Raw genomic sequence first — 24,465 nt, 5'->3', positions numbered from 1 at the left:
TGGTAAATATATTTAACACTTGTTTAACATGGTGGATAAGTTGAACTTTACAAATCAATGTTAGAATTTATCAAATCGGAGCTCTATAAGTGAGTGTTTCTTATTTTACTTCAGTGAGAAAAATCCCCTGTCTGAGAGCCGATGGTCAGCTTTTAGCTGAACGAGTTCACTTGGAATTGGAGTACTTGATGAATATTGCGAATGCTTGGCAAGGTTGGGAATATAGTAGTAGAGAGACTTGGATTCCTAATGAGGAGGTAAGGAATTTCGAAACTACTGGAATATAATAACAGAGAGATGCTAGTTGAGGATGCAAAAAGGGGTGTATAGGTTGCAAAAAGTATATGTACTCGATTCAAGTGTGTTACTGCATGACCCTAACGCAATCGTCCGATTTCAAGACAATGAAGTGATTATTCCCTATGTAGTTCTGGAGGAAATAGAAAGCAAGAAACGAATCTTGGAAAATATCGGTCGGGCTGCTCGGGAAGCTATCCGTTTTTTAGACAGTTTGAGAGCCAAGGGTCAACTTTCTCAAGGTGTGCTCTTACCTAATGGATGTAAGGTGCGAATTGAGTTGAATCATTATTCTAATGATATTTTACCTCTGAACTCGGATTTAGGATTGGCGGATAATCGGATCTTAGCTGTGTCACTCAGTTTAACCCGCGAAGAAGCGCGCCCGGTAATCTTAGTTACCAAAGATATTGCCATGCGGGTTAAAGCTGATGCCTTAGGGATTCTGACGGATGATTATCATAATGACAAAGTAGTATTGCCGGCTCTTACGGAGGAGATTTTAACTTTGCCGCTGGACGATAATGAGGTTGCAGGACTTTATCAAAATAAGTTCATCCAATTAAAGACGCCCTTATCTCCAAACCGATGTGTAAAGGCAATTCTAAGTGACGACAGTGTTCTGCCCCTTGTATCTACTCCTAATGGAGAAAGGCTAGTCTATCAAATGGGGAAAGGTTTTGCTCCCTGGGATGTTAGACCAAGAAATTTAGAACAATCCTGGGCCTTAGAAATGCTGAACAATCCTGAGATTAGATTGGTTAACTTAATGGGGCCGGCTGGTACCGGTAAGACGTTGCTGGCTTTAGCAAGTGGTCTGGAGCAAACGATTCATTCTGAAACCTATATTAGAATGCTTTGTGCTCGCCCGATTGTTCCCTTTGGTAAAGATATTGGGTTTCTGCCGGGGGAAAAGGATCAGAAAGTGCGGCCGTATATGCAGCCGATTTATGATAATCTTGAATTCTTACTGCGGGCTCGACGGGATAAGGAGCGCGAAAAGGGCAGCGAAGCCGTGATTGAGAGTGCTATTGATCTGCTCATTAAGAAGAGGCAGTTAGAAATTGAAGTTCTCACTTATATTCGCGGGCGGAGTATTCCTAATCAATTTATCGTGATTGATGAAGCTCAGAATCTTTCTGCTCATGAGGTGAAGACGATTATAACTCGTGCGGGTGAGGGAACGAAGATTGTTCTCTGTGGTGATCCTGATCAAATTGATCATCCTTATTTAGACAAAGAGAGTAATGGATTGGCCCATCTAGCCGCTCGGTTAGCGGGACAATCTTTTTATGGGCAAGTTCGCTTGATTCGTGGAGAGCGGAGTGAGCTGGCGACTCGGGCAGCGAGGTTGTTATAGCGGTTGCTTGAAGCGTGTTGGGGGGACGGTCCTTTTAACACACATTGTGTGTGTTAAAAGGGTCGTCCCCCTGGGGTGAGGGGAAAGACCGAGAGACTAGGGGGCTGAAGTTGTAGTTTTTTACAGTCTAAACTGGTTTTTCCTTAATAGACATGATAATCTTATATTAATGGTCATTTTGAATTTTAGGAGGTTGTGCCTCATGGTTATTCGGAAAGAAGATATTCATGATTTAGTTGAGCGTCTTCCTGAAGATGATCAAAAAACAGTTTTTGACTTCATGCAGTATCTCTTAAACCGTTCAGCAAAAAAGCCAGAAGGTTGGGACAAAATCGATAAAGCTGATCCGGATGATGAACCCTTAACCGAAGAAGAACTTAGGCAACTCAATAGTGATGTCGGTTATGTTACGGGGGAGGATGCAAGGCGTGAATTCGGATTACGAGTTGATCTACCGTAAGGATGCGGTCAAATTTCTGGCCAAGCAAGAAGTCTCTATCCAAATACGTATTGCCAAAGGGCTGGCGGGACTTATTTCAATTCCCCCGACTGGTGACATAAAACATATAAAGGGTCAACAGAGCTTATATCGTCTTCGTATTGGTGCTTTCCGCATACTTTTTGAAGTCAATCATTCTGAAAAGATTGTGTACGTTCAGGCAATAGATTCTCGTGGAGGAATATACAAATAACCGAAGAAGATCCTTAGTGAAAGAAAACAGCTTTTTCCCTTCATCATTTACTGTACCACAGACCAGAGAATATGGTGACTTCTGGCTGCCCCATCGAATATAACTACAAATATGGAGTTGTCCAAGATCTTAATTTTCTTGGACAGCTCTTTTTGTTTGACCATCTAGATAGTGTTGCCTGTTGGCGTGTTGGGGGGACCGTCCCCCCAACACGCTAGAGTTCGACAGGATAAATGATTCTTCGCGGCAGGAAAAAGAAGGAATAAAGAGGAATTGAAGCAAACTAATGGATTCAATTAATCGTGCAGGGGGAAGGATTTATGGAACGGAAGCTTCGCTATGTATGGTGGTTTGTGCTGGTTGCCTTGGTTATTATAGCGATTTGGAAGCTCTTTCTTCCTCATGGTACTTACGCCTATGTTCAAAAGTCGGATTCCAGTCGTGAGATTGTGGTTTATGTGGCAGGGGCAGTTGAAAGCCCGGGTCTTGTTCATTTAGCACCTGACGCCAGATTAGATGATGCTCTTAAGCAGGTTCAACTGTTACCGGAGGCGAATTTAGAGAACATGAATCCGGCTGAAAAGCTTAAGGATGGGCAGAAGGTTACGGTTCCCTTTAAGGCTGTGGTTGCTCCACTTGATCCGGCAACTGGGAATTCAAGTGGAATGGGAGGTGTTGGTTCTCCATCCGCTGCCGCGACTGCCGCGGCTACCGCCGCTGCTGCACCAGCACCAGCTACTGGGACTTCTGTGTCGGTGGACGGCAAAATTAATATTAACACTGCCGGAGCGGCGGAGTTGGATAAGCTGTCCGGTATCGGGCCGGCTTTAGCGGAACGAATTATTCAATATCGGACTGAGAATGGACTCTTTGCCAGGGCAGAAGACTTGCAGAATGTTTCTGGTATCGGTCCCAAAACCTTTGAGAAGATGGCTGCTCAAGTGACGGTTGGGCCATGAGGGACCCTTGGATTATTCGTGCTGTCGCTCTCTTGATGGGAGGAATTTGTGGAGCTTATGTTCCGGTTCAAGGGCGATTTTGGATTTTAGGGATTCTTATTCTGATCGGGGGACGCTTTATATTGTGGTGCCCTCGTGACTTTTTTGGACGATTGTTTCGTCCTGAGATTCCTTTATTGGCAGTGAGTCTTATGCTGGGCTTTCTCTATGGGGCTTTTGCTGAGCGTACTTTGCCGGAGCCGCTTATTCTAGATCGTGTGGAAATTATTGGATTTATAAAGGATTGGAATGTTTCTAAGGATAAGGCTGTTGGATTAATTAGAGTTGAGGAAGGGGAGGTTAAGGGGGAGACTTATCAGTTAGCTGTTTATCCGGACGGCTCAGGGCAGGTTCCAGGCGAGTGGAGAAGGATCCGGCCCGGGGATCTGGTTAGCTTTAAGGGCCATCTGGAAAGACCTAAGTCTCTTGGTACACCTAGTGGGTTTGATCAGCGCCTTTATTATGGGGTTAGAGGCTTGAGCGGAAGGATGTATGCTCAGGGGGATACGACACTTCTTACTGCGGGGAAGCCGAGTATGACTTGGCAGATTCGTCAACAGGTTCGGGATCGGCTTTTAGCCTGGGAATCAGCAGAGACGGGAGTTTTGGAAGGGATTCTGTTTGGAGATTCCAGCCAAATACCCGATGATATCATAGAACGGTATAAGGTAACGGGTGTGCTTCATGTTTTTGCTGCCTCAGGCTCCAATGTGGCTTTTGTCTTGGGGTTTTCTTGGCTGTTGTTTTGGTTCTTGCCCAAGAGATTTAGGATTGTTGGAACGGTTTTGGTGCTTTTGCTGTATGCCGCCCTTTGTGGAGGAAACGCTCCGATTGTTAGGGCAACTATTTTAGGAATAGCTCTGATCCTTGGTCGCTTGGGGCAAGGAAAAGTAGCTACCCTAAGATGGTTGTTTTTTGCTGCTGTCGGTCTATTTATAAATAATCCCTTGATTATTCAGGATCTAGGTTTTCAACTATCCTTTGCTGCAGCTTGGGGAATTGTGGTGTTAACGCCACGTATTCTGGAGATTAAGTTTTTGGCAAAGATACCTGCTTTAGTTAGACTTGCTTTGGCCGGTACTTTAGCGGCGCAAGTGGCAACGCTTCCGCTCTTGATTGCAGCCTTTCATCGGTTATCCTTAGTTGGGTTTGTTGTAAATGTCTTTATTCTTTTTATCTTAGGCAGTGTCTTAGAATTAGGGCTGATTGGCGTGATCCTATCTTTTTCTGCAGAGTTATCTGCTCCTTTATTCCAGGCCAGTTTATGGTTGTTAAAAGGAACGAATACAATTTTAGAAAAGCTGGCAGAATTACCGTATGCTGATGTTTGGGTTTTGAACCCGGGCCCTCTTTTTTGGATTGTTTGGTATGGTGGGATTGGAATTCTATTGTGGGGAAAAGAGCGTGCGTTTTTTACTCTACAGGCCAGATGGGTTTACCACAGAAGAGGATTGAGATCTATTTCAGGCAAACTGGTCCAGAGATGTCCTTGGGAATTTTGCTTAGAGGTACAACGGAGGCTGGTCAGTCTGTCCTTTAGTCCTATGCATGTAAAGCGGTGGATGGTTAGTTGGGGCGGAACTCTGTTGATCTTATTATTGTTGTGGAGCCCTTGGAATGCCCAACAAGAGTTGGAAGTGGCCATGATTGATGTTGGTCAAGGAGATGCTCTGTTAATTCTTAGTCCGGAGGGTCATGCCATTTTGTTAGATGCCGGACCTCGAAGTGAGACCTTCGATGCCGGTGAACGAATAGTTCTTCCCTATTTACTGCATAGAGGGATAGGAGCTTTGGATGCCTTCTTAATAACTCATGAAGATGCAGATCATATTGGCGGAGCACGTGCAGTGCTTGCTAATATTCCAACTGGTTGGGTTGGGGTGCCTGCTGTGGGTGAGCGCCTGGAAAATAAAGAATGGCAAGAAGGTCTTCCCATGGGACTAACCCGACAGTCAGAGAAGCTGCGTGTGCTGCAAGCCGGGGATCAAATTAATTTAGGGTCTGGGGCATGGTTGGATGTTTTGGGCCCCTATCGACTTCTGGAGGGAACTAATTCAGATCCCAATAATAACTCGTTGGTGCTTAAGCTTAATTACCTAGAGCAAAGCTTTATGCTAACAGCCGATATGGAAGAAGAGGAAATGCAGGACATTTTTGAGTCAGGCGCAAATTTGGAAACAGATATTTTTAAAGTACCCCATCATGGAAGTCGTTTCTCTTTATATACTCCCTGGTTAGAAAGCATGGATCCCGAAGCTGCTTTAATCTCTGTTGGCAAAAATACTTTCGGACATCCTGCGAAAGACGTATTGAAATATTGGGAGGAGCGTCATGTTCCGGTCTTTCGAACAGATGAGCATGGGACAATCCGGGTATTGATAGGGGAGCAGGGAGTTGAAATCCTGCCTGGCCGATATCTGGGAAGCTAACTCTAAATAAATTCTTTTATATTTTAGTATTTAATGTATAAAAAGGTAATACAGGGTAACAATAGTAAGGAACATCTCTTTTCTCCTCCTCTTTCTTTTGCTCCTCCACTACCGTGGAGGACTTTTTTTGTACTATCCCAAATCTGAACTTGCCGTATACAAATTCTTACGCACAATTATAGCGGAAGAAGATTCTGCCTTGGACTCTTGGATACGTACCACTTATAATAGGAGTAGAGGTGGATGAATTGCGTGAGATAGAACAAATTAAGGAAAGCATAAAGACGGGGCGGGTTCCGTCAATTTATCTTTGGTATGGTGAGGATCGGTTTTTAATTCAGGAAGGGTTTCAAGTCCTTAAGTCGTTCTATTTAACGATGGATCCTTCCGGTGGCGGGATTGAGGTCTTAGACCCTAAAGTATTGTCTCCGGCGGAAATTGTTGAGCGTGCTAATACGATGTCTTTTTTTGCAGGGCGGTTAGTTGTGGTTGAAGAGGCAACCTACTTTCAAGATGGACAAACAGCAGATCTAGAGCCGTTTATGGAGTACTTTTCAGATCCAAATCCTTCGACCTGTCTGCTTTTTATTGCTGAAAGTGTTCATAGAGGAAGAAAATTTTATAAAGCTTTAGATCGTGTTGGTGAAGTCTTGGAATTCTGTGCGCCAAAACGTCCTCAGGAATGGATGGCCTGGGTTCAGTCCGAGTTAAAGGTCCGGGGAAAAGCAATGGATACTCAAGTTTTATCGGGATTCATTGAATGGGTAGGGCATCACACGGGAGTTTTAAGTCAAGAGTTAGATAAGCTGGTAGTTTTCGTGGGAGATCGTACCAAAATATCGATGGAAGATGTGCAAGCTATTTCCACTCGAACGATTGAAGCGAGCATTTTCAGTCTTTTGGATGCAATAGCGGCGCGATCCTCTGAAAAGGCTATTAAGACCTTGCGGGATGTGTTGCGGGAAGAACATCCTTTAAAAGTTCTGACCTTAATGGTTAGACAGGTTAGGCTTCTGCTTGGCTGTGACGCACTTCGTAAGCGAGGAGGGAACGTCAACGAGGTTCCTGCTATGTTAGGGATTAAACCCTATGAAGCTCAAAAAATATGGCAACAATCTTTAAAACTATCAACCAAGCAGTTGTCCCAAAGTTTAGTTGAGTGTTTGAATACGGATGTAGCCCTGAAAACTGGAGGCGGTGATCCGGGGTTGTTGTTGGAAATGATGATCATTAGGTTTTGTGAGGGAGAATTAGCTTGAATGCAGTCTTCTCTTCGCAAAACGGGTAAAGGGCTACATTTTCTCGCCTATATTTACTGCGGCATGAGATAATCATAATGTTTATGAGTATAGTTAAGATTTATCCTTTTAAATATAAAAAAAGAAACTCAACGCACTTTTGCTTGAGTTTTAATCGTTAATCGTAGAAAACAAACTAGAGGGTATCGCAAACTACTTTTTAAAATAGTTTGCGATACCCTCTTAGTCATGGGCTTGTTTAGCCTACTTGAGCAAAATGCTTGCTGAATCTTCTCGTGAGACGGGACTTCTTGCGAGCAGCTAAGTTTTTATGAATCAAACCCTTGGAGGAGGCTTTATCCAAAGCACGAGCAGCCCTTTTCAAAGCGAGTGCTGCAGTCTCGGAATCCGTGCTGATTGCTTCTTCAAAACGGCGAATTGTTGTCCGTAATGTAGATTTTGCAGCAGCATTTTTAATCGTGCGAGCTTTTTCCAACTCAACTCTTTTGATTGCGGATTTAATGTTTGGCACTTATAGTCACCCCCTTTGGTTATGGTATTCTTCGTTTTGTTGCACAAACTATATTCTAACATTAGGTTGTAAATTTATCAAGGAAAAACAGGAAATTAATAGATCATAAATAAAAAGTGTTTGTTTTGTTTAAACTAAACCTTGTATTAGATCGACACAAAATTGTTAGTAATTAAAGGAGGGTCTGTAATGATAGGAATGATCGTAAGGTTTATTGTATCGGCTTTGGTTCTGATGTTGGTAAGTTGGATTGTTCCCGGACTTCGCGTAAATGGATTTACGGGCGCGCTCGTTGCTGCTGCAGTAATTGCTATACTTGGCTATGCAGCTGAAAAATTATTCGGTGATAGAATTTCTCGCGTCGGACGGGGCTCTATTGGATTTCTTACAGCCGCTGTGGTTATTTACTTCAGCCAGTTTCTCGTTCCAGGCTATATTTCAGTATCAATTATTGGAGCGTTACTTGCTTCTTTAGTTATTGGAATAGTAGACAGCTTTGTTCCTACAACGCTTCGTTAAAACATAGAAGAGCATTAAATTTAACAAAATAAGTTTTTAGTTCTAGATTGGACTTGTTCTTCATACTTCTTCTATAAGAGGAAGGAGGACAAGTCCTTTGCTACGGGAAGATTTTTACCACCGTCAGAAAAAAAACTTTAAGATTTGGTCTTTTAAAGAATGGGTGCGCGGGTTCTTTTTGGGAGTTGTTAGTTTAGTAATTGTTTTAGGGCTCGCCTATGCCCTTCGGAGCGGGGGTTCCTATCAATTTGTTCAGTTTCTCACTCAACAGTCCTTTCCCTTTGAAGCTATTCTGCTAGAAGGTGCTCCGGGGTATTCTCAACCCGAACGTGCTCGAGTGAATTTAGCGAGACAGCAGGGTTTGGCAGTAAGTATGTTTTTATTAACTGGTGTAAATATTTCAGATCCGCGGACATTTTTTTTAGGATTTTTCTCTCATCCTCCGCAAGGGCCTGTTTGGCTGGGATGGGCCTATAACCCTGATGACCCTGAGTTTGAGGGTCCGATATTAGAACCAATAGAAAGCCTGACTCCTAATCAGAATGGGCTGCCCGCCCCGTCTTTGCCTGTTAAACCTGGGGAGTCCGGAGTCGTTGTCGGTATTTATAATACACATAATAGTGAAAGCTATGGGGGGAATGGCGGTCCCGATCGCTTACCTGGGAAAAACGGAGATATTGTCACTGTTGGAGAAACCTTAAAAAATGCCCTTGAGAAAAAGGGAGTTGGTGCCGTTCATGATCTAACGATTCATGATGCGGTGGACTTTATGAAAGCCTATAGTGAGTCTGTAAAAACAGCTACTCAATTACTTAAGGATCATCCTTCAATAAAAGTACTACTCGATATTCACCGAGATGGCTTACCACCGGGTTTCAAAAAATCAACGGTCAAAGTCAATGGGAAAGAAGCTAGCAAGATTTTGGTTGTTATCGGAAAGAAAAATCCCCACTGGCAAAAGAATGAGGCTTTGGCAAAGGAATTAATGGCAATTGCCGAGAAAAAACATCCCGGGCTTTTTGTTTCCAAGATTAGTTATGCGGCAGATGCCAGGTACAACCAACATCTCTCGGAGGGCGGGTTGTTGCTGGAATTTGGGGATCAATATAATACTTTAGATGAATCGAATAGGGCGGCCGAGGCCTTTGCTGAGGTTTTGGCTCAGTGGATAGGGGAGGAAGCGTCTTAGCCCAGTCGCACACGTTTCATCGCTATTCCCTTGTCGATAAGGCTAAAACGCAAAACCACTGGGCTTTCTGCATGTGAACCGTTGCGTTTCTTCACGCCTTATCGCCTGCGCTCATTGACGCGATTCCACTAAAGTGCTCCCTCAGCTAAGAAGCTTCCTCCTGGCTTAGGGGTCGACGGGGGATGGGAACGAGGTTGGGGGAGGCTGTTTGCATCGTTGATGCAAAGGCGCGGTAATAAGTGAATTGGGGTTAGCTTTCTTCACGCCGTATCGACTGCGCTCATTGACGCGATTCCACTAAAGTGCTCCCTCAGCTAAGAAGCTTCCTCCTGGCTTAGGGGTCGACGGGGAGTTGGAACGAGGTTGAGGTAGGCTGTTTGCATCGGTGATGCAAAGGTGCGGTAATAAGTGAATTGAGGTTAGCTTTCTTCACGCCGTATCGACTGCGCTCATTGACGCGATTCCACTAAAGTGCTCCCTCAGCTAAGAAGCTTCCTCCTGGCTTAGGGGTGGACGGGGGTGGGAACGAGGTTTGAGGTAGTCTGTTTGCATCGGTGATGCAAAGGCGCGCAGTAAACGAATTTGGCTCATAAAAAGCCTGATGCATTTCTTCAGGCCTTATCGATTGCACTCATTGGTACTACTGCACTAAAGTGCTCCTTCTATTTAGTCACGGAATAAGATTGAGTAATATCCACTAATGATGTAAAGTTAAATCAAGATTGATAACAGATTATAATTTGTGTAAAATATTGGTATATGATTGGTGCGTCCAAGTGGACTTATGCAAAGTGATTAAAGTATGGTTGAAAGGGGCTTTTTCTTATGGCTAATCCCGAATGGCAAGAAGCTATTGAGCAATTTAGCCAAAGTGTAAAGGACAAACTATCAACTAAAGTAAAAGATGTGCGACTATTTGGATCTGTTGTTAAGGGTACAGATACTGCTGAATCAGATATTGATATTTTGGTTTTAGTGGAAAATGACGATAGAAAAATCGTTGATATCATTATGGATGTGACCGTGGATATTAATCTCGATTACGATGTTGTCATTTCTCCTATAATTATGACAGACTCATACTACTCTAACCCCCTGTTTAGAGAGACTGGATTTTTCCAAGCTCTTGCTCAGGAAGGGGTTTCGATATGAGTAAAGAATTAAGTGATTGGAGACTTGAAAAAGCTGAGGAAACGTTTCGTGATGGTGAAGAATTAGAAAAGCTGGGTTCTTATCATAGTGCAATAAATCGTTACTACTATGCAGCATTTCATGCTGTCCGAGCTTTATTAGCTATTAAGGGATTTGATTCGCCTAAGCATTCAGGAGTGATTTCATTTTTTAACAAAGAGTTCGTGAAGGCTGGTTTGGTAACTAAATCTGCGAGTAAGGCTTTATCCGATTTATTTCGACTGCGATCTAATGCTGACTATGATGACTTCAGAACTTTTTACCTATGAAGATTGCACTATAGCTAAAAAACAAGCTAGAGAGATCATCTTAGAAATAAGAGCTATCCTGAATTAAAGAAATGTAGTAGTTGATAAATCCGTTTGCATTAATTTGCAGACGGTTTCGTAGTTATAAACGTAATGTTGTTGAATACAAACAATCATTTGTCTTAAGGATGTTACGAACCTTCCTCGGGTTTCGAGGAGAAGGTGGGAGGACGCGGTGGGGAGGCTGTTTGCATCGTTGATGCAAAGGCGTGGATCAAGTGGGAGTGTTTGCGGCTTTGCTGTAATTTGGGGCAAGTGAGGAAGTTTTTTCACTTGCATGGAATAACGGACTATTCTTGCTCCCCACCTTTTTTAGCAGGAAGAAAAATGCTATAATTCGGATGGCAAGTAGTGATGGGAAGAAGAGGTTAATTTTGTATGTCATCGACTAACAGGACAGTTATGAAAGCAGCTGGGTTTTTGATGGCTGCTCAATTGGTTTCGCGTATTTTAGGTTTTTTGCGAGAATCCTTGATGGCGGGTTTTTTTGGTCAGAGTGGGGTCACGGACGCTTATAATACTGCTTTTGTTCTTCCGGATTTATTATATTGGCTTTTAGTGGGCGGGGTTTTAAGCGCCGCCTTTATTCCTGTCTTTTCTGAATATATTGCCAAGGGTAATGAGGATGAGGGATGGCGGGTAGTTAGCTCGGTAATCAATATAATCTTCCTTACTTTGGGAGTGCTTGTTCTACTCGGATTATTCTTTACGCCTCAGTTTATTCGTCTAGTGGTACCGGGGTTTGCACCGGAGAATATGGCTTTAGCCATTAAATTAACTCGAATTCTGTTAATACAGCCTTTATTTATGGCTTTAAGTGGTTTGACGATGGGGGTTTTAAATTCTTATAAAATCTTTTGGCCGTCGGCATTGGGGACGGTACTCTATAATGCCTCTGTCATTTTTTTTGGGACGATTTTGGCGAATCCAGATAAACCAGAGAGTGTTTCGGGATTTGCATTTGGAGTAGTTTTTGGTGCTTTAGTAAGCTTTGCAGTTCAGATTCCTGCTTTACGTCGGGTTGGGGTGCGCTATTATCCTGTGATTGATTTGAGTCATTCAGGTGTTCGCTTGATTGGAGCTTTAGCTGTGCCGATTATTCTGAGTTATTCTCTAAACCAAATTCAGGTGGTAGTTAACAACAACTTCGGGTCCATGTTGTTCCCCGGAAGCATTACCTCAGTCTGGTATTCTTACCGGCTTTTCCAGCTGCCTGTAGGTATCTTTGCTTTAGCGATTGCCGTGGCCACCTTTCCGACGATGACAGAGCAAGCGGCTCTGAAGCGTTGGGATGATTTTCGGATGACGCTTTCCAATGCAATTCGCATGGTTATCTTTATAACCCTGCCGATTTCTGTAGGCATGATTGTATTGCGATTTCCGTTGATTCGAGTTCTGTTTCAGCATGGACAGTTCACTGCAGATGACACATTGACCATGGCAATTCCCCTGTTTTATTTTTCCATAGGGATATCTTCACAGGCGGTCATTCAGATTTTGCCGCGGGCTTTTTATGCTCTGCAAGATACTTGGACTCCGGTTGTTCTGGGCATTATTTCTATGGCGGTTAACATTTTAGCCATGTATTTATTGATTGGCCCGCTGGCCCATGGAGGTTTAGCTTTTGCCACAACAATTGCTGCCTTCGTGAATATGCTGCTGTTGTTTTATCTGCTGCGCAAGAGGTTAGGGAAAATGGATGGTTGGGTAATTTTTGGAACGTGTGTGAAAGCATTAGTGGCTTCGCTTATTATGGCTACGGTAATCTGGGGGTGGAGTGAATGGTTTACTCCCCTGACGGGAGTCAGTACATTTGGCTCTCTGCTAATATTAATCACCGGAACGGCAGTGGGAATGATAGTATTTGCAGGAATGGCAAAGCTTTTGAAAATGAGTGAATTCACGCAGGTCATGGGGCTCGTACAACGGAAGATTGGAAGCAAAAGAATTTAAATTATTTAGCAAAACGGCGTAATAGCCTGATATAGAGTTGAAAAGCGAAATATTTACTGGTATTAGAACAAATATGGTATTTTTTACTTAGTGACAATGAGGAGCATTTCAAGTACTATATTGAATATAGTTTATAGAGATTCGGCAATGGAGCCGTCATGATATTAATAATATCTGACGGCTTTTTCTGTTTTAAGTCAGACTCCCCGGTGGTTTTGAGAATCGCATTGATTCAATGAAATTGTTCTAACTTGGTTTTTAGGGGGGAGAGACTTTGAAAGCAACAGTACCTACAGAAAAATCTAAACCTTCTTTAGAGCGATCGGCTTTGCTGTTAGCTATGACTCAGACGAGGGAAGAAGAGGAGAAACTAAAGAGGTCATTATTTGAATCATTTAATCTGCGTTGTGGTGTGACGGAACTCGGAGGAACTGTTGCCAATCTTCAACATACCGGAAAGCTTACCAATTCAGTGATGGCTACAGCGTTTAATACCGGAGTTATTCCCAAAGAAGATCGTAAAATTCACGCTCTTATCCATGCCACCTTAGAAGCCAGCAACAGCATATTTATTCATACCAATAGTAATGCCAGCTTTGCCTTAAAGATTGGGTTAACAACAGATACAGAATGGATTGCGGTGGCGATCTATGGCCGCTCTTCCTTACACCCTCTTCTGGAACATGCCAGAGTTGGATTAGGGGTTATGCATCTTTAATGTAGGGAAGGCCACAAGTTGTATTTAATAAGCGGGCAAGATCTGAACCAAATAGTGGCAAATTTAGACGATTAGTGTAATTGACTTCTAGAGGTCGCAGAGTATTTTTGAAGTAGAGAGACACGTAGTGAATAGAGAGCAGAGATTAGTGAGTACCCAGAGAGGGAAAAGTTGGTCAAACTTAGATTATAGGTTAGATTTTAGTGATTAAGTGAGAGTCAAACTAAGTGATTGAGTGAAGTCTTTAACAGACTAGGATATAAAATTACCTGTAGTACAATTTCATAACCGGGCACCAAATCAGGTGAGGATTTGGAGCGGAAGAGTGTTTAAGAGAGCCCTTAATTATTGCAATTAAGGGCTCTCTTTGTCTTTTTATCAAACTAACTTTTACGACAAATGATCTGTTTTGATGAATACAAGTTTTTCGTAATTAAATGAAAAATTATTAAAGGAGGTGATGCACTGAATTGTTAATTTTCGATCTATCTAATCCCAAGAACCGACAAGAGTTTAAATTTGAGGAGGATGAACTTATATGAAGATGATTAGAGCCATCGTAAGACCCGATAAAACTGAGGCTGTAGCTGAGGCTTTAGCAAATGCCGGAATGCCCTCTCTGACAAAAATGCATGTCTTTGGCCGAGGCAGAACAAAAGGTATTCGCATCGGTGATGTTGTTTATGATGAATTTCCTAAAACCATGCTGTTGATGGTGGTTGAAGATGAAAAGCTGGACGCAGCCATCAATGTCATCCTTGAGAGTGCCAAAACAGGTACCATGGGGGATGGTAAAGTCTTTGTTACTGAAGTGGAAGAAGCTTATACCGTAAGTAAAGGAACAAAGGGGTTGTAAGCGATGAAAGAAATTATGATGATGATTCGACGTCATCAAGTACCCGCAACAAAAAAGGCTTTTGAGGATGCCGGCTTTCCGGCTTTGACGATTCAAAGCGTTGAGGGTCGGGGCAAGCAGGGGGGTATAGGTGGTTGGGCTGCGGAGGTTGATCCGGAATTAAACTCTGTCATGGGCAACGGGTATAAAGATGAGTCAGCATTTCACTGGATCCCCAAACGGCTGTTAACCATCGTGGTTCAGGATGATCAAGTAGATGAAGTTGTGGATGTGATTATCAAAGCTAATCAGACGGGACATATGGGGGATGGTAAAATCTTCGTTTGTCCGCTGAAAGAGGTAGTCCGGGTTCGAACCGGCGAAGTTGGTAAAGAAGCAGTCGTTTAGAAGTGTTTGAAACCTATATGCCAAAACCATTAAGGAACTAGTACAAGAGTTAAGAGTTAAGAGTTAAGAGTTAAGAGTTGAGCACTAAAGCAGCAGGAGGATGAGAGTAGAATAGTTGAGCTTAATGAATTTTGAATGGAATGTGTTCTTCAAATCTAGAAGGTTCGATAAACGTAGCTTGCAAACGCAAAAATTTTATGAGGTGTTAAGGTAAGGAGATGTATTGATATGAGACAAATTGCAATTTACGGCAAAGGCGGTATCGGAAAATCAACGACAACCCAAAATACGGTGGTTGCATTGGCTGAAATGGGCAGAAAAGTTACGATTGTGGGTTGTGATCCGAAAGCTGATTCTACCCGCTTGATTTTGCATAGCAAAGCCCAAACCACGGTTATGGACTTAGCCCGTGAAAGAGGGACTGTAGAGGACTTAGAGTTGGAGGATGTCTTGGTTGAAGGATATTTGGGCGTACGCTGTGCTGAATCCGGCGGTCCGGAACCGGGGGTAGGCTGCGCAGGCCGGGGAGTTATTACCGCTATTAACTTTTTAGAAGAAAACGGTGCTTATACAGCGGATACAGACTATGTTTTCTATGATGTTCTGGGAGACGTTGTGTGCGGCGGATTTGCAATGCCGATTCGGGAAAATAAAGCTAAGGAGATTTACATTGTAACTTCGGGTGAAATGATGGCTATGTATGCAGCCAACAATATCTCAAGAGGGATCTTGAAATACGCTCAAACCGGCACAGTTCGCCTGGGAGGCTTGATCTGTAACAGTCGGCAGACGGATAGAGAAAGCGAATTGATTGAGGCTTTAGCTAAATCCCTCAACACCCAAATGATCCACTTTATGCCTCGGGATAATGAAGTACAGCGTGCTGAGGTGCGTAAACAGACGGTTATCGAATATAACTCAACTCACAAACAAGCGGATGAGTACAGAGCCTTAGCCAGTAAAATTGAAAACAACACTAAAATGACCATCCCAACCCCACTTTCGATGGATGAGTTAGAGGCCTTAATGATGGAGTTTGGAATCATGGAAATGTAATCTTTTTCTAAACAAGGGTGAGAGAATCAGAAACGAGGGAGGACAGCGTAATGAGCATAAAAGAGACCACGGAATTTAGAAAGCAAGTCGTGGAAGATGTGCTGGAGGTTTATCCGGAGAAAGCAAGAAAGAATCGAAGACAACACATTGCCGTTAAGGATGAAGGGTGCGCCAGCTGCGCAGTCAAATCCAATTCCAAAACAGTGCCGGGACTGATGACCGCCCGAGGCTGTGCCTATGCAGGAGCTAAAGGGGTTGTCTGGGGTCCGGTGAAAGATGTGGTGCATATCTCCCATGGACCTGTCGGGTGTGGTTATTATTCCTGGGGTAATCGCCGGAACTTAGCGGAGGGAGAAATCGGGGTTGATAATTTTGTACCCTTTCTCTTCACCTCGGACTTTCAGGAAAGCGATATCATTTATGGCGGGGACAAAAAGCTGGAGACGATTATTCAAGAAGCTGTAGATCTTTTCCCCAATGCCAATGGAGTGTCAATTCTGTCTGAGTGCCCTGTCGGACTGATCGGGGACGATATTGAAAGTGTCTCCCGCCGTATGAGTGAAAAACTTAAATTGCCGGTAATTCCTGTTCGTTGTGAAGGATTTAGAGGGATCAGTCAATCCTTAGGCCACCATATTGCCAATGACGCTATTCGCGATCATCTTTTGGGTAAAGGGCCTGCTCGAGAAGTCGGCAAATACGATGTTGGGATTATCGGGGACTATAATATCGGCGGAGATGCCTGGGCCAGTAAAAAGATTTTGGAAGAAATGGGCCTGAATGTTGTTAATATCTGGACTGGGGATTCTACCCTGGAAATGCTGCAGAACGGCCATCTGGTCAAGCTGAACCTGATTCACTGCTACAGAAGTATGAATTATATCGCCAGACATATGGAAGACACCTATGGCACTCCTTGGATGGAATTCAACTTCTTTGGTCCCACTAAAATCCGAGAATCCATCCTGAAAATTGCCGCTCAGTTTGATGATTATATTATGGAAAAAGCTCAGCAAGTCTTAGCAAAATATGAACCTCAGATGCAAAAAGTCATAGAGACCTACCGCCCGAATCTGGATGGCAAAAGCGTGATGCTCTATGTAGGCGGACTCCGCCCACGACACATAGTGGGGGCCTACGAAGATTTAGGTATGGAGGTTACGGGAACGGGCTACGAGTTTGCTCATAGTGAAGATTACGAGAAGACCCTGCCGGCTTTAAAAGAGGGCACCCTAATTTATGACGATGTGACGGCTTTCGAACTTGAAGAGTTTGTCATGAAGTTAAAGCCTGATTTGGTCGGATCGGGAATTAAAGAAAAATATGTTTTTGAGAAAATGGGGCTGCCTTTCCGTCAAATGCATTCCTGGGATTATTCCGGTCCTTATCATGGTTATGAAGGCTTCCCGATTTTTGCTCGGGATATGGATATGGCAATTAACAGCCCTACTTGGAAATCTATTAAAGCTCCCTGGGCTAAATAAAACAGGGCAGAAAGGATGTTAGACAATGGAAGCTTGTACTAAGGCAACAAAAAGTTGGCTGAATTCTGTAGAATACCGAGAAAAGAACTTTGCCCGTGAAAAGTTAGTTATTAATCCAGCCAAAGCCTGCCAGCCCCTGGGCGCCTTGCTTTGTGCCTTAGGAATTGAAGGATGCCTGCCTTTTACCCATGGTTCCCAAGGCTGCACAGCCTATTTTCGCAGCACCTTATCCCGTCACTTCCGAGAGCCTGTCGCTGCAGTCTCTGATTCGATGACTGAGGATTCTGCGGTCTTCGGCGGACAGGGAAACATGATTGAAGGTTTAAAGAATGCTTATACAGTTTATAAACCTAACGTCATCGCCGTCTTCACCAGTTGTATGGCAGAAGTTATTGGAGACGATATCAAGTCTTATTTGGGTAACGCTAAGGATCAAGGAGCGATTCCTCAAGAGTTGCCGGTGGCTTTAGCCAATACTCCCAGCTTTAAGGGATCCCATATTACCGGCTATGACACAATGCTCAAGGGTCTGATTGAATGTCTGGCCAAGCCCAGACAAGAAGAAACCATCAACGACAGACTTTATGTGGTTCCCGGTTTTGACACTTACCCCGCCAATCTCCGTGAATACAAACGGCTTCTCAAGACCATGGACGCACCCTATACTCTTTTACCGGACTCCAGTGATGTAGTGGATACACCGAATTTGGGCACCTATGAATTGTACCCCGGGGGGACACCTATTTCAGAAATGAATGAGGCTCTAAATGCAGCAGGTTTCTTATTCCTACAGACTTATACTACCCCAACAACCGGTAAATACCTGGCCGGTCAGGGAGTGCCTGTGGAAACCCTGGCTATGCCCATGGGAATCGCCGGAACAGACAAATTCATCGAATCCGTGGCTAAATTTACAGGCAAAGAGGTGCCTGAAGAAATTACCAATGAACGGGGCCGCGCCATTGATGCCATGACGGATGCTCATCAATATATTCATGGTAAGAGGTTTGCCTTATTTGGTGATCCTGATATCCTCATCGGACTTGTCAGCTTCCTGCTGGAAATGGGGGGAATGCCCGTTCACATCGTTTGTACAAATTCTACCCCCTTATTTAAAAAGGCCATGGAAAAACTGCTGACCTCAAGCCCTTACGGTAAAGAAGCCACCCTTTATGCAGGCAAAGACCTCTGGCATCTCCGCTCCCTGCTGGTAACCGAACCTGTTGACATGTTAATCGGTGATGCTCACGGCAAATATGCTGCTCGTGATGCCGACATCCCCCTGGTCAGAATTGGCTTCCCGATTACGGATCGAGTGAATCTCCATCGTTATCCCATCGTAGGGTATTCCGGAGTTATCAATATGATAACTATGATCGCCAATACCTTTTTGGAGGAAAAAGACAGGGCTTCAACAGACACTTACTTTGAATTAATGCGTTAAGGAACGGAGGGGTCTTTGTGTTTACCAATCTTACTAAATTGGATCTCAAAGATAAGCAATGCATGTCAGATGCCGGCTCCCCGAAGCTATGCATGAAGGCCCTACCCGGCGAAGGCGCAGAGAGAAGCTGCGCTTATGACGGGGCGCGAGTTGTGCTCATGCCCATCACGGATGTAGCTCATCTAGTTCATGGACCGATTGCTTGTGCCGGAAACTCTTGGGATAACCGAGGAGCCCGCTCCTCCGGTTCCCAACTGTTCAGACGGGGACTGACCACAGATATTATGGAAAACGATGTAATTTATGGAGGTGAGCTTAAGCTTAAAGAGTCAATCCTGGAAGTGGCAGCTAAGCATAATCCCAAGGCAATCTTTGTCTACGCGACTTGTGTCTCCTCCTTAATTGGGGATGATGTCGACAAGGTATGCCGGGACGTGGCAGCTGAACTGACCATGCCGGTGATTTCCGTGAATTGTCCGGGTTTTTTGGGAGATAAAAACATAGGCAATCGCATTGCCGGGGAGGTTTTATTTGATCGGGTTATCGGGACAGCGGAAGGAACGGAAGAGAAAATTCCCCTCTCTATTAACCTGATTGGAGAGTACAACATCGCCGGAGATCTTTGGGGGGTGTTGCCGGATTTAAAAAACTTGGGGATAAAACTGCAAACAGCGATTACCGGGGATGCCAAATTTGATGATATCCGGTCTGCTCATAGGGCAAGTCTTAATGTCTTAATCTGTTCCAAAAGTTTGACCAACCTAGTGCGGAAGATGGAAATTCGTTACGGTATTCCTTTTATAGAAGGGTCGTTTTACGGGATCCACGATACCTCCCAAACCCTGATTAGTATTGCCAAGGCCCTTAATGATCCGGATTTATTGGAAAGAACCTTAGTCTATGTCCAAAAGAAAGAGGAGGAAACTCGCCAAGTTATTGCCGGATATAAAAAGCTGCTTGAGAATAAACGGGCAATTCTATTCACGGGAGGAGTTAAGACCTGGTCTATGGTGTCTACTTTGGCCGAATTAGGGATTAATATTTTAGCTGGGGGGACTCAAAACTCAACTCCTGAAGATTTTCAACGGATGAAAGAATTAATGGATCCCACGGCGCAGATCATTGAAGACACAAGTTCGGCAGGTTTTCTCAAAATCATTGCAGAGAAGAAACCGGATCTCATCGTTGCCGGAGGGAAGACCAAATATCTGGCTCATAAGACAAGAACTCCTTTTCTGGATATTAACCATGGCCGAAAACTTTCTTATGCCGGTTATCAGGGGATGATTACCTTTGCGGAAGCCTTAACACGCACAGTGCTCAGTCCGGTTTGGGGACATTTAAAAGGGGATTTTCCGCCAAGAGAGGGTGAACTGCAAGATGACAAAGCTCAGACATTATAATGGCAACCCACAAAAAAACAGTCCTGCTTTAGGTGCCACTTTGGCTTACCTGGGCGTCAACGGGCTACTTGCTTTATTGCATGGCTCTCAAGGATGCTCTTCCTTTATTCGCTTGCAGCTTTCCAGACACTATAAAGAACCCATTCCTCTTAATTCAACAGCTCTTTTGGAAGAGTCGGTAATCTTCGGCGGTTGGGATCATCTGAAAAAGGGAATTGCTGTGGCTGCTGATAAATATAAGCCCCAAATCATCGGAGTTATGAGTTCCGGGCTCACTGAAACCTATGGGGATGACATGGTAAGTGCTCTGGCGAGTTTGCGCACGGAACGACCGGATTTGCAGGATTTGCCGGTGGTTTTAGCCGGGACACCTGACTATATCGGGTCTATGCAAGAGGGGTATCAGCGAACAGTGGAAGCCTTGCTTATGACCTTAGCGGGACAGTCCAATTATGGGCCAGGTAAGTTTAAGGGTATTCGGACGGCGGATGGAGCTGAAATCCCTTCAGTAATACTTTTGCCCGGTTGTCATCTCACTCCAGGGGATGTTGATGAACTTAAAGAAATTGTAAGCAGTTTTGGGTATAAGGTGATTACAGTTCCGGATCTTTCGATTTCTTTGGATGGGCATGCGGAACTGGAGGCGGCTCCGGTGGTTCAAGGCGGAACGCTGCTGGAAGAGTTCCAACGTTTACCGGAATGTAAGGCTTGTTTTTCCTTCGGCTTAAGTATGGGGAAGTCCGGCGAGTTTCTGAAGAACACCTTTGGAGTTCCTCATGTTAATTTCCCATCCTTAACGGGCTTAACAGCAACTGATAAATTTATCCTGACACTGGCGGAAATTTCGGGTAAGGAAATTCCGGAGAAGCTTCTCCGGCAAAGAAGCCGCTTGCTGGATACCCTGGCAGATTATCATGACGCCTTGGGAGGGCAAAAGGTGGCCATAGCTTTAGAAATGGATCTTTTGTATAGTTTGGGTTCCTGTTTAGTGGAGGTGGGTTCGGAAATTTCTGTAGCTTTAGCGGCATCATTGGGAGCGGGTAACACTCCGGCTCTGCCAATCCCCATTGAAGTGGGGGATCTGGAAACCCTTGAGGAAAGGGCTGGGCAGAGTAATCTGATAATCGCCAATTCCAACGGTCGTCAAGCGGCAGGGGCCCTTAAGATTCCTCACCTCAGAGCAGGGCTGCCGGTCTTTGATCGAGCCGGTTATCCGCAAAAATGTTGGATCGGATATCAGGGAACTCAGTTATTTCTTTTTGACACTTTAAATTCATTAAGTTAGAAAGGGCCTAAGGTTAAAGGTATAAATAGGATGAAAAGCCATTTAAATGAAGGACAAATTGCTGATATGACACCAGTAATCAAGAAGGTAGAAGGAGACAATATGGTTTTCGAGGAGGGTCAAGGTATGTTAATAGCCTTTGCCAGCAGCGACGGAAAAACAATTGACTCGCATTTTGCTTCATCCCCAGCCTTTGAAATGTATAAATTCACAGACAGCCCGCAAGGAATTATCCATACATCTCTTAAGGCTGAGGATATGGAAGAATCCGAAGATAAGGTTGACGTTCGGATCAAAATGCTTAACCGCTGTGCAATCGTGTATTGCACTCAGATTGGTGGTCCGGCAGCGGCCCGGCTGGTTCAAAGTGGGATTCATCCGTTAAAAGTGACGGAAGGAACTCCTATTGAAGAGGAATTAATCAAGGTCAATAAATTACTGCAATCCAAGAGACTGCCGCCTTGGCTGCAAAAGAAATTAGGACACAGCCAAAGTTAGGAGTCTTAGCAAGCCCTTTAAGATTGGAGTTTCCCAAATTTGGAGGTTGCCTTACAAGCATAAATATTCTAATTACTAAAAGGAGATGAGCAGAATTTGAGCGAGGTTTTGACGTATAGAACCTTTGGGGAAATGCCCTGGACACCCCAATATGTGGAAGAAATCAACAAAGATGTCTGTTTAGGATGTGGGCGATGTGTAAAACTTTGTGGGCAAGAATGCTTAGGGATAGAAAGCTTTGAAGATGATGAGGGGACGGAGCGCTATGTTGCGAAGATTGTTAACAAGGATCAATGTATTGGTTGTCAAGCTTGCGGCAGGGTTTGCGTTCGCCGAGCGTACTCATTTAAACCGAAAACTGCTTAATTGGAAGTGACGTGCAAAGGTTCGCCTATAAATGGCCAGGTGTGCATGATGACAAACAAATAACTATTGAAGAGAGAGTTAGATTACAAAATAAATGAACGATGGGAGAGATTAATATGCATAGAGAATGCAATCATGCAAACATGGCCGGCTCAAATTTAAATCAAGGACATCCTTGTTTCTCACCTTCAGGGCACGGGAAAACCGGTCGAATACACTTAGCAGTGGCCCCGGAGTGTAATATTTCCTGCAATTATTGTGTGCGTAAATTTGATTGTGCTAATGAGTCCCGCCCAGGAGTAACCAGTAAGGTTATTAATTCAGATGAAGCCATTGAAACAGTCCTTAAGGCAAAATCCTCTGCCATTGGATCGCAATTAACGGTTGTAGGGATTGCCGGACCGGGAGAACCCTTAGCTAATGAGGAAACCTTTAAAACTTTGAGGAAGGTGAAAGAGAACTTCCCGGATATGATTCTTTGTTTGAGTTCCAATGGGCTTCTCTTACCGGAAAAAATAGCTGAATTAGTGGATATTGGGGTTTCTCATGTTACTGTGACGATTAATACACTGGATGAGCAGGTGGGGTCTAAGATATACAGCCATGTCCGTTGGCAAGGGAAAACTATGATTGGACCCAGTGGGGCCAGAGTGCTGATCCATAATCAATTACTTGGACTGGAGCTGGCAGCCAAAGCCGGAATGACTATAAAAGTTAATACGGTGGTTATGCCGGGTATCAATGAGCATTTATTATATAGTTTGGCTTTAGATGTTAAAAAGAGAGGAGCCCATATCCATAATTTACTGCCCTTGATCCCTCAAGGAAAACTTGCTCACAAAGCAGCCCCCCCGATTGAATTGATTAAGAATTATCGCAGCGTTCTGTCTTCTATTCTCCCGCAAATGATGCATTGTCAACAATGCCGGGCAGATGCCATCGGCTTAGTCTAAAAACTAAAAAGGAGTTATTTAAGATGGAGCAGCGGGTATTATTATGTGATACAACCTTAAGAGATGGTGAGCAGGCTCCGGGAGTTTCATTTAATGGGCCGGAGAAAGAAATGATTGCCCGGGCTTTGGCGGATGCCGGCATCGATGAGTTGGAAGTAGGAGTTCCAGCCATGGGCAGTTCAGAAGCTAAGAAAATTTCTCAGCTGGTAGCTTTGAATTTGCCGGTGCGTTTAATTACTTGGAATCGAGTTGTTCAAGCAGATCTCCTGGCCAGTTATCGAACGGGGGTTGAGGGAGTTGCGATTTCCCTTCCTACCTCAGAACAGCAAATTAAGCATAAACTAAGAAAGGATCGGGCTTGGCTTCTTGAGCAAATGGGTCAATGTGTCAGTGAAGCTAAAAAAGAAGTCGGTTATATTGTGCTGGGACTGGAAGATGCCAGTCGAGCAGATTTGGATTTTTTAAAAGAGATCATTTCGGAGGCTGAGAAGTTAGGAGTTGATCGAATTCGATTTGCAGATACCTTGGGGGTCATGGAACCTTTGAATGTTTTCTTCAAGCTGCAAGATTTAGCCAGATCCTCGAAGATTCCTTTAGAATTCCACGCCCATAACGATTTAGGGATGGCCACGGCAAATTCTCTGGCCGCAGTCCAGGCAGGCTTTAAAGCAGTCAGTGTCACAGTGGGAGGATTAGGGGAGAGAGCGGGAAATTCAGCCCTTGAGGAGGTTGCTGTTGCCCTGAAATATAGTCTCAAGCAAGAGGTGAAGCTAGATCTAAAACGGTTAAATTCAATTGCTTTAATGGTTAGTTCCGCCGCCGGCCGTGTAGTCCCACGGGCCAAACCCATTATTGGGGCGGACGTCTTCACTCATACATCGTCGATACACATTGACGGAATCCAGAAGGACTTTGCTAATTATCAAACCTTTCCACCGGAAAGTGTAGGCAGAAAGCATTCCACCTCCTTTGGTAAACAGACAAAGTTTAAGAATGTGGTATGGCTCCTGAAATCCAGGGGAATGGCCCATGATCAAGAGACTGTGAATCAACTTCTAAATAAGACCCTTGATAAAATAGACCAGTTAGATAGACCTCTGGAGGAAGAGGAAATCCTAGGAATTGTGTTGAGCTCATGATAGAACAAAAGATGCGACAAAAACCTTCTTTTAAGCACCAAGCTTGTAAAGAAGGTTTTTGTCATTTACCGTTGAATTGGACAATTGAACCCTATTTTTTCGAAAGTGCCCAGACCGGTTATTACAATAATCATGAAATTGTTGTTCTCAAAGAACCATAGAATTTGATA

At 44.0% G+C, this 24,465-nt stretch carries 25 protein-coding genes; 24 read left to right on the top strand and 1 reads right to left on the bottom strand.

Translation table 11 applies throughout. The features are described from left to right. Positions 1-89: 89 nt before the first annotated feature. The 7 genes from BLS16_RS01800 (at position 90) to holA (ending at position 7,035) form a co-directional block, all read left to right on the top strand. A complete protein-coding gene (locus BLS16_RS01800; protein WP_092329076.1) occupies positions 90-287 on the top strand; it encodes a hypothetical protein in 198 nt (65 codons plus the stop codon). A 44-nt stretch (positions 288-331) separates the two neighbouring features. Then, positions 332-1,657 (top strand): PhoH family protein, encoded by a 1,326-nt coding sequence (locus tag BLS16_RS01795; RefSeq protein WP_092329074.1) that lies wholly within the window; start codon positions 332-334, stop codon positions 1,655-1,657. Between the two features lie 202 nt (positions 1,658-1,859). Further along, positions 1,860-2,117, top strand: a complete 258-nt coding sequence (locus BLS16_RS01790) for a hypothetical protein (RefSeq protein WP_092329072.1) — start codon at positions 1,860-1,862, stop codon at positions 2,115-2,117. Then, entirely contained in the window at positions 2,086-2,349 is a 264-nt protein-coding gene (locus BLS16_RS01785) for a type II toxin-antitoxin system RelE family toxin (RefSeq protein WP_092329070.1), read from the top strand. The genes BLS16_RS01790 and BLS16_RS01785 overlap by 32 nt, the downstream gene beginning before the upstream one ends. A 320-nt stretch (positions 2,350-2,669) precedes the next feature. Next, positions 2,670-3,308 carry a ComEA family DNA-binding protein gene (locus BLS16_RS01780; RefSeq protein ID WP_092329068.1) on the top strand — a complete coding sequence of 213 codons (639 nt, stop codon included), beginning with the start codon at positions 2,670-2,672 and terminating at the stop codon, positions 3,306-3,308. After that, complete coding sequence (locus tag BLS16_RS01775) at positions 3,305-5,776, top strand: DNA internalization-related competence protein ComEC/Rec2 (protein ID WP_092329066.1); 2,472 nt, start codon at positions 3,305-3,307, stop codon at positions 5,774-5,776. Before BLS16_RS01780 ends, BLS16_RS01775 begins: the two co-directional genes overlap by 4 nt. Before the next feature lie 248 nt (positions 5,777-6,024). Continuing rightward, positions 6,025-7,035 carry a DNA polymerase III subunit delta gene (holA, locus tag BLS16_RS01770; protein WP_092329162.1) on the top strand — a complete coding sequence of 337 codons (1,011 nt, stop codon included), beginning with the start codon at positions 6,025-6,027 and terminating at the stop codon, positions 7,033-7,035. A gap of 238 nt (positions 7,036-7,273) precedes the next feature. On the opposite strand, the gene rpsT is transcribed toward holA, so the two are convergent. Further along, entirely contained in the window at positions 7,274-7,546 is a 273-nt protein-coding gene (gene rpsT, locus BLS16_RS01765; RefSeq protein ID WP_014904765.1) for a 30S ribosomal protein S20, read from the bottom strand. A 189-nt stretch (positions 7,547-7,735) separates the two neighbouring features. On the opposite strand from rpsT, the gene BLS16_RS01760 reads away from it, so the two are divergent. The 17 genes from BLS16_RS01760 to BLS16_RS01680 all read left to right on the top strand — a co-directional run bounded on the left by BLS16_RS01760 (position 7,736) and on the right by BLS16_RS01680 (position 24,295). Beyond that, positions 7,736-8,065 carry a phage holin family protein gene (locus tag BLS16_RS01760; RefSeq protein ID WP_092329064.1) on the top strand — a complete coding sequence of 110 codons (330 nt, stop codon included), beginning with the start codon at positions 7,736-7,738 and terminating at the stop codon, positions 8,063-8,065. 97 nt (positions 8,066-8,162) lie between these two features. Continuing rightward, entirely contained in the window at positions 8,163-9,254 is a 1,092-nt protein-coding gene (spoIIP, locus tag BLS16_RS01755) for a stage II sporulation protein P (RefSeq protein ID WP_092329062.1), read from the top strand. 825 nt (positions 9,255-10,079) lie between these two features. Further along, the gene (locus BLS16_RS01750) at positions 10,080-10,406 is read left to right on the top strand and encodes a nucleotidyltransferase family protein (protein ID WP_092329060.1); all 327 of its coding nucleotides are present in this window, start codon (positions 10,080-10,082) and stop codon (positions 10,404-10,406) included. After that, positions 10,403-10,714 carry a HEPN domain-containing protein gene (locus tag BLS16_RS01745; RefSeq protein WP_242876141.1) on the top strand — a complete coding sequence of 104 codons (312 nt, stop codon included), beginning with the start codon at positions 10,403-10,405 and terminating at the stop codon, positions 10,712-10,714. Before BLS16_RS01750 ends, BLS16_RS01745 begins: the two co-directional genes overlap by 4 nt. A 417-nt stretch (positions 10,715-11,131) precedes the next feature. After that, positions 11,132-12,706 (top strand): murein biosynthesis integral membrane protein MurJ, encoded by a 1,575-nt coding sequence (gene murJ / locus BLS16_RS01740; RefSeq protein WP_092329058.1) that lies wholly within the window; start codon positions 11,132-11,134, stop codon positions 12,704-12,706. A 274-nt stretch (positions 12,707-12,980) separates the two neighbouring features. After that, complete coding sequence (locus tag BLS16_RS01735) at positions 12,981-13,424, top strand: HutP family protein (protein ID WP_034602005.1); 444 nt, start codon at positions 12,981-12,983, stop codon at positions 13,422-13,424. Positions 13,425-13,962: 538 nt separating this feature from the next. After that, positions 13,963-14,280, top strand: coding sequence for a P-II family nitrogen regulator (locus BLS16_RS01730; RefSeq protein WP_092329056.1), 318 nt, complete (start codon positions 13,963-13,965; stop codon positions 14,278-14,280). A gap of 3 nt (positions 14,281-14,283) precedes the next feature. After that, complete coding sequence (locus BLS16_RS01725; protein ID WP_092329054.1) at positions 14,284-14,667, top strand: P-II family nitrogen regulator; 384 nt, start codon at positions 14,284-14,286, stop codon at positions 14,665-14,667. Positions 14,668-14,895: 228 nt separating this feature from the next. Next, entirely contained in the window at positions 14,896-15,723 is an 828-nt protein-coding gene (gene nifH / locus BLS16_RS01720; RefSeq protein ID WP_014904758.1) for a nitrogenase iron protein, read from the top strand. Positions 15,724-15,773: 50 nt separating this feature from the next. Then, the gene (gene nifD, locus BLS16_RS01715) at positions 15,774-17,207 is read left to right on the top strand and encodes a nitrogenase molybdenum-iron protein alpha chain (protein WP_092329052.1); all 1,434 of its coding nucleotides are present in this window, start codon (positions 15,774-15,776) and stop codon (positions 17,205-17,207) included. 25 nt (positions 17,208-17,232) lie between these two features. Continuing rightward, complete coding sequence (gene nifK / locus BLS16_RS01710) at positions 17,233-18,651, top strand: nitrogenase molybdenum-iron protein subunit beta (RefSeq protein WP_092329050.1); 1,419 nt, start codon at positions 17,233-17,235, stop codon at positions 18,649-18,651. A 17-nt stretch (positions 18,652-18,668) separates the two neighbouring features. After that, positions 18,669-20,054, top strand: a complete 1,386-nt coding sequence (gene nifE, locus BLS16_RS01705) for a nitrogenase iron-molybdenum cofactor biosynthesis protein NifE (protein ID WP_092329048.1) — start codon at positions 18,669-18,671, stop codon at positions 20,052-20,054. After that, a complete protein-coding gene (gene nifN / locus BLS16_RS01700; protein ID WP_092329046.1) occupies positions 20,032-21,339 on the top strand; it encodes a nitrogenase iron-molybdenum cofactor biosynthesis protein NifN in 1,308 nt (435 codons plus the stop codon). The genes nifE and nifN overlap by 23 nt, the downstream gene beginning before the upstream one ends. 126 nt (positions 21,340-21,465) lie before the next feature. Beyond that, complete coding sequence (locus BLS16_RS01695) at positions 21,466-21,837, top strand: NifB/NifX family molybdenum-iron cluster-binding protein (RefSeq protein WP_092329159.1); 372 nt, start codon at positions 21,466-21,468, stop codon at positions 21,835-21,837. A 96-nt stretch (positions 21,838-21,933) separates the two neighbouring features. Further along, positions 21,934-22,203, top strand: coding sequence for a 4Fe-4S dicluster domain-containing protein (locus tag BLS16_RS01690; RefSeq protein ID WP_176786032.1), 270 nt, complete (start codon positions 21,934-21,936; stop codon positions 22,201-22,203). 116 nt (positions 22,204-22,319) lie between these two features. Further along, entirely contained in the window at positions 22,320-23,156 is an 837-nt protein-coding gene (locus BLS16_RS01685; protein WP_092329044.1) for a radical SAM protein, read from the top strand. Between the two features lie 23 nt (positions 23,157-23,179). Continuing rightward, on the top strand, positions 23,180-24,295 hold the full coding sequence (locus BLS16_RS01680) for a homocitrate synthase/isopropylmalate synthase family protein (RefSeq protein ID WP_092329042.1): 1,116 nt from the start codon (positions 23,180-23,182) through the stop codon (positions 24,293-24,295). Positions 24,296-24,465 lie beyond the last annotated feature (170 nt).

The organism is Desulfosporosinus hippei DSM 8344, from assembly GCF_900100785.1.
In the GTDB taxonomy this organism is placed as follows: Bacteria; Bacillota; Desulfitobacteriia; order Desulfitobacteriales; family Desulfitobacteriaceae; genus Desulfosporosinus; species Desulfosporosinus hippei.
Note: the sequence above shows the minus strand (reverse complement) of the source record. Positions and strands in the feature narration are given on the sequence as shown.

What these genes read in the sequence shown, in the direction of transcription:
- BLS16_RS01680 (WP_092329042.1), top strand. Translation starts at nt 23,180, where the DNA reads ATGGAGCAGCGGGTATTATTATGTGATACAACCTTAAGAGATGGTGAG.
- nifN (WP_092329046.1), top strand. Translation starts at nt 20,032, where the DNA reads ATGACAAAGCTCAGACATTATAATGGCAACCCACAAAAAAACAGTCCT.
- BLS16_RS01750 (WP_092329060.1), top strand. Translation starts at nt 10,080, where the DNA reads ATGGCTAATCCCGAATGGCAAGAAGCTATTGAGCAATTTAGCCAAAGT.
- BLS16_RS01730 (WP_092329056.1), top strand. Translation starts at nt 13,963, where the DNA reads ATGAAGATGATTAGAGCCATCGTAAGACCCGATAAAACTGAGGCTGTA.
- BLS16_RS01760 (WP_092329064.1), top strand. Translation starts at nt 7,736, where the DNA reads ATGATAGGAATGATCGTAAGGTTTATTGTATCGGCTTTGGTTCTGATG.
- murJ (WP_092329058.1), top strand. Translation starts at nt 11,132, where the DNA reads ATGTCATCGACTAACAGGACAGTTATGAAAGCAGCTGGGTTTTTGATG.
- BLS16_RS01725 (WP_092329054.1), top strand. Translation starts at nt 14,284, where the DNA reads ATGAAAGAAATTATGATGATGATTCGACGTCATCAAGTACCCGCAACA.
- BLS16_RS01775 (WP_092329066.1), top strand. Translation starts at nt 3,305, where the DNA reads ATGAGGGACCCTTGGATTATTCGTGCTGTCGCTCTCTTGATGGGAGGA.
- BLS16_RS01695 (WP_092329159.1), top strand. Translation starts at nt 21,466, where the DNA reads ATGTTAATAGCCTTTGCCAGCAGCGACGGAAAAACAATTGACTCGCAT.
- nifH (WP_014904758.1), top strand. Translation starts at nt 14,896, where the DNA reads ATGAGACAAATTGCAATTTACGGCAAAGGCGGTATCGGAAAATCAACG.
- BLS16_RS01685 (WP_092329044.1), top strand. Translation starts at nt 22,320, where the DNA reads ATGCATAGAGAATGCAATCATGCAAACATGGCCGGCTCAAATTTAAAT.
- nifD (WP_092329052.1), top strand. Translation starts at nt 15,774, where the DNA reads ATGAGCATAAAAGAGACCACGGAATTTAGAAAGCAAGTCGTGGAAGAT.
- BLS16_RS01780 (WP_092329068.1), top strand. Translation starts at nt 2,670, where the DNA reads ATGGAACGGAAGCTTCGCTATGTATGGTGGTTTGTGCTGGTTGCCTTG.
- nifK (WP_092329050.1), top strand. Translation starts at nt 17,233, where the DNA reads ATGGAAGCTTGTACTAAGGCAACAAAAAGTTGGCTGAATTCTGTAGAA.
- BLS16_RS01790 (WP_092329072.1), top strand. Translation starts at nt 1,860, where the DNA reads ATGGTTATTCGGAAAGAAGATATTCATGATTTAGTTGAGCGTCTTCCT.
- BLS16_RS01745 (WP_242876141.1), top strand. Translation starts at nt 10,403, where the DNA reads ATGAGTAAAGAATTAAGTGATTGGAGACTTGAAAAAGCTGAGGAAACG.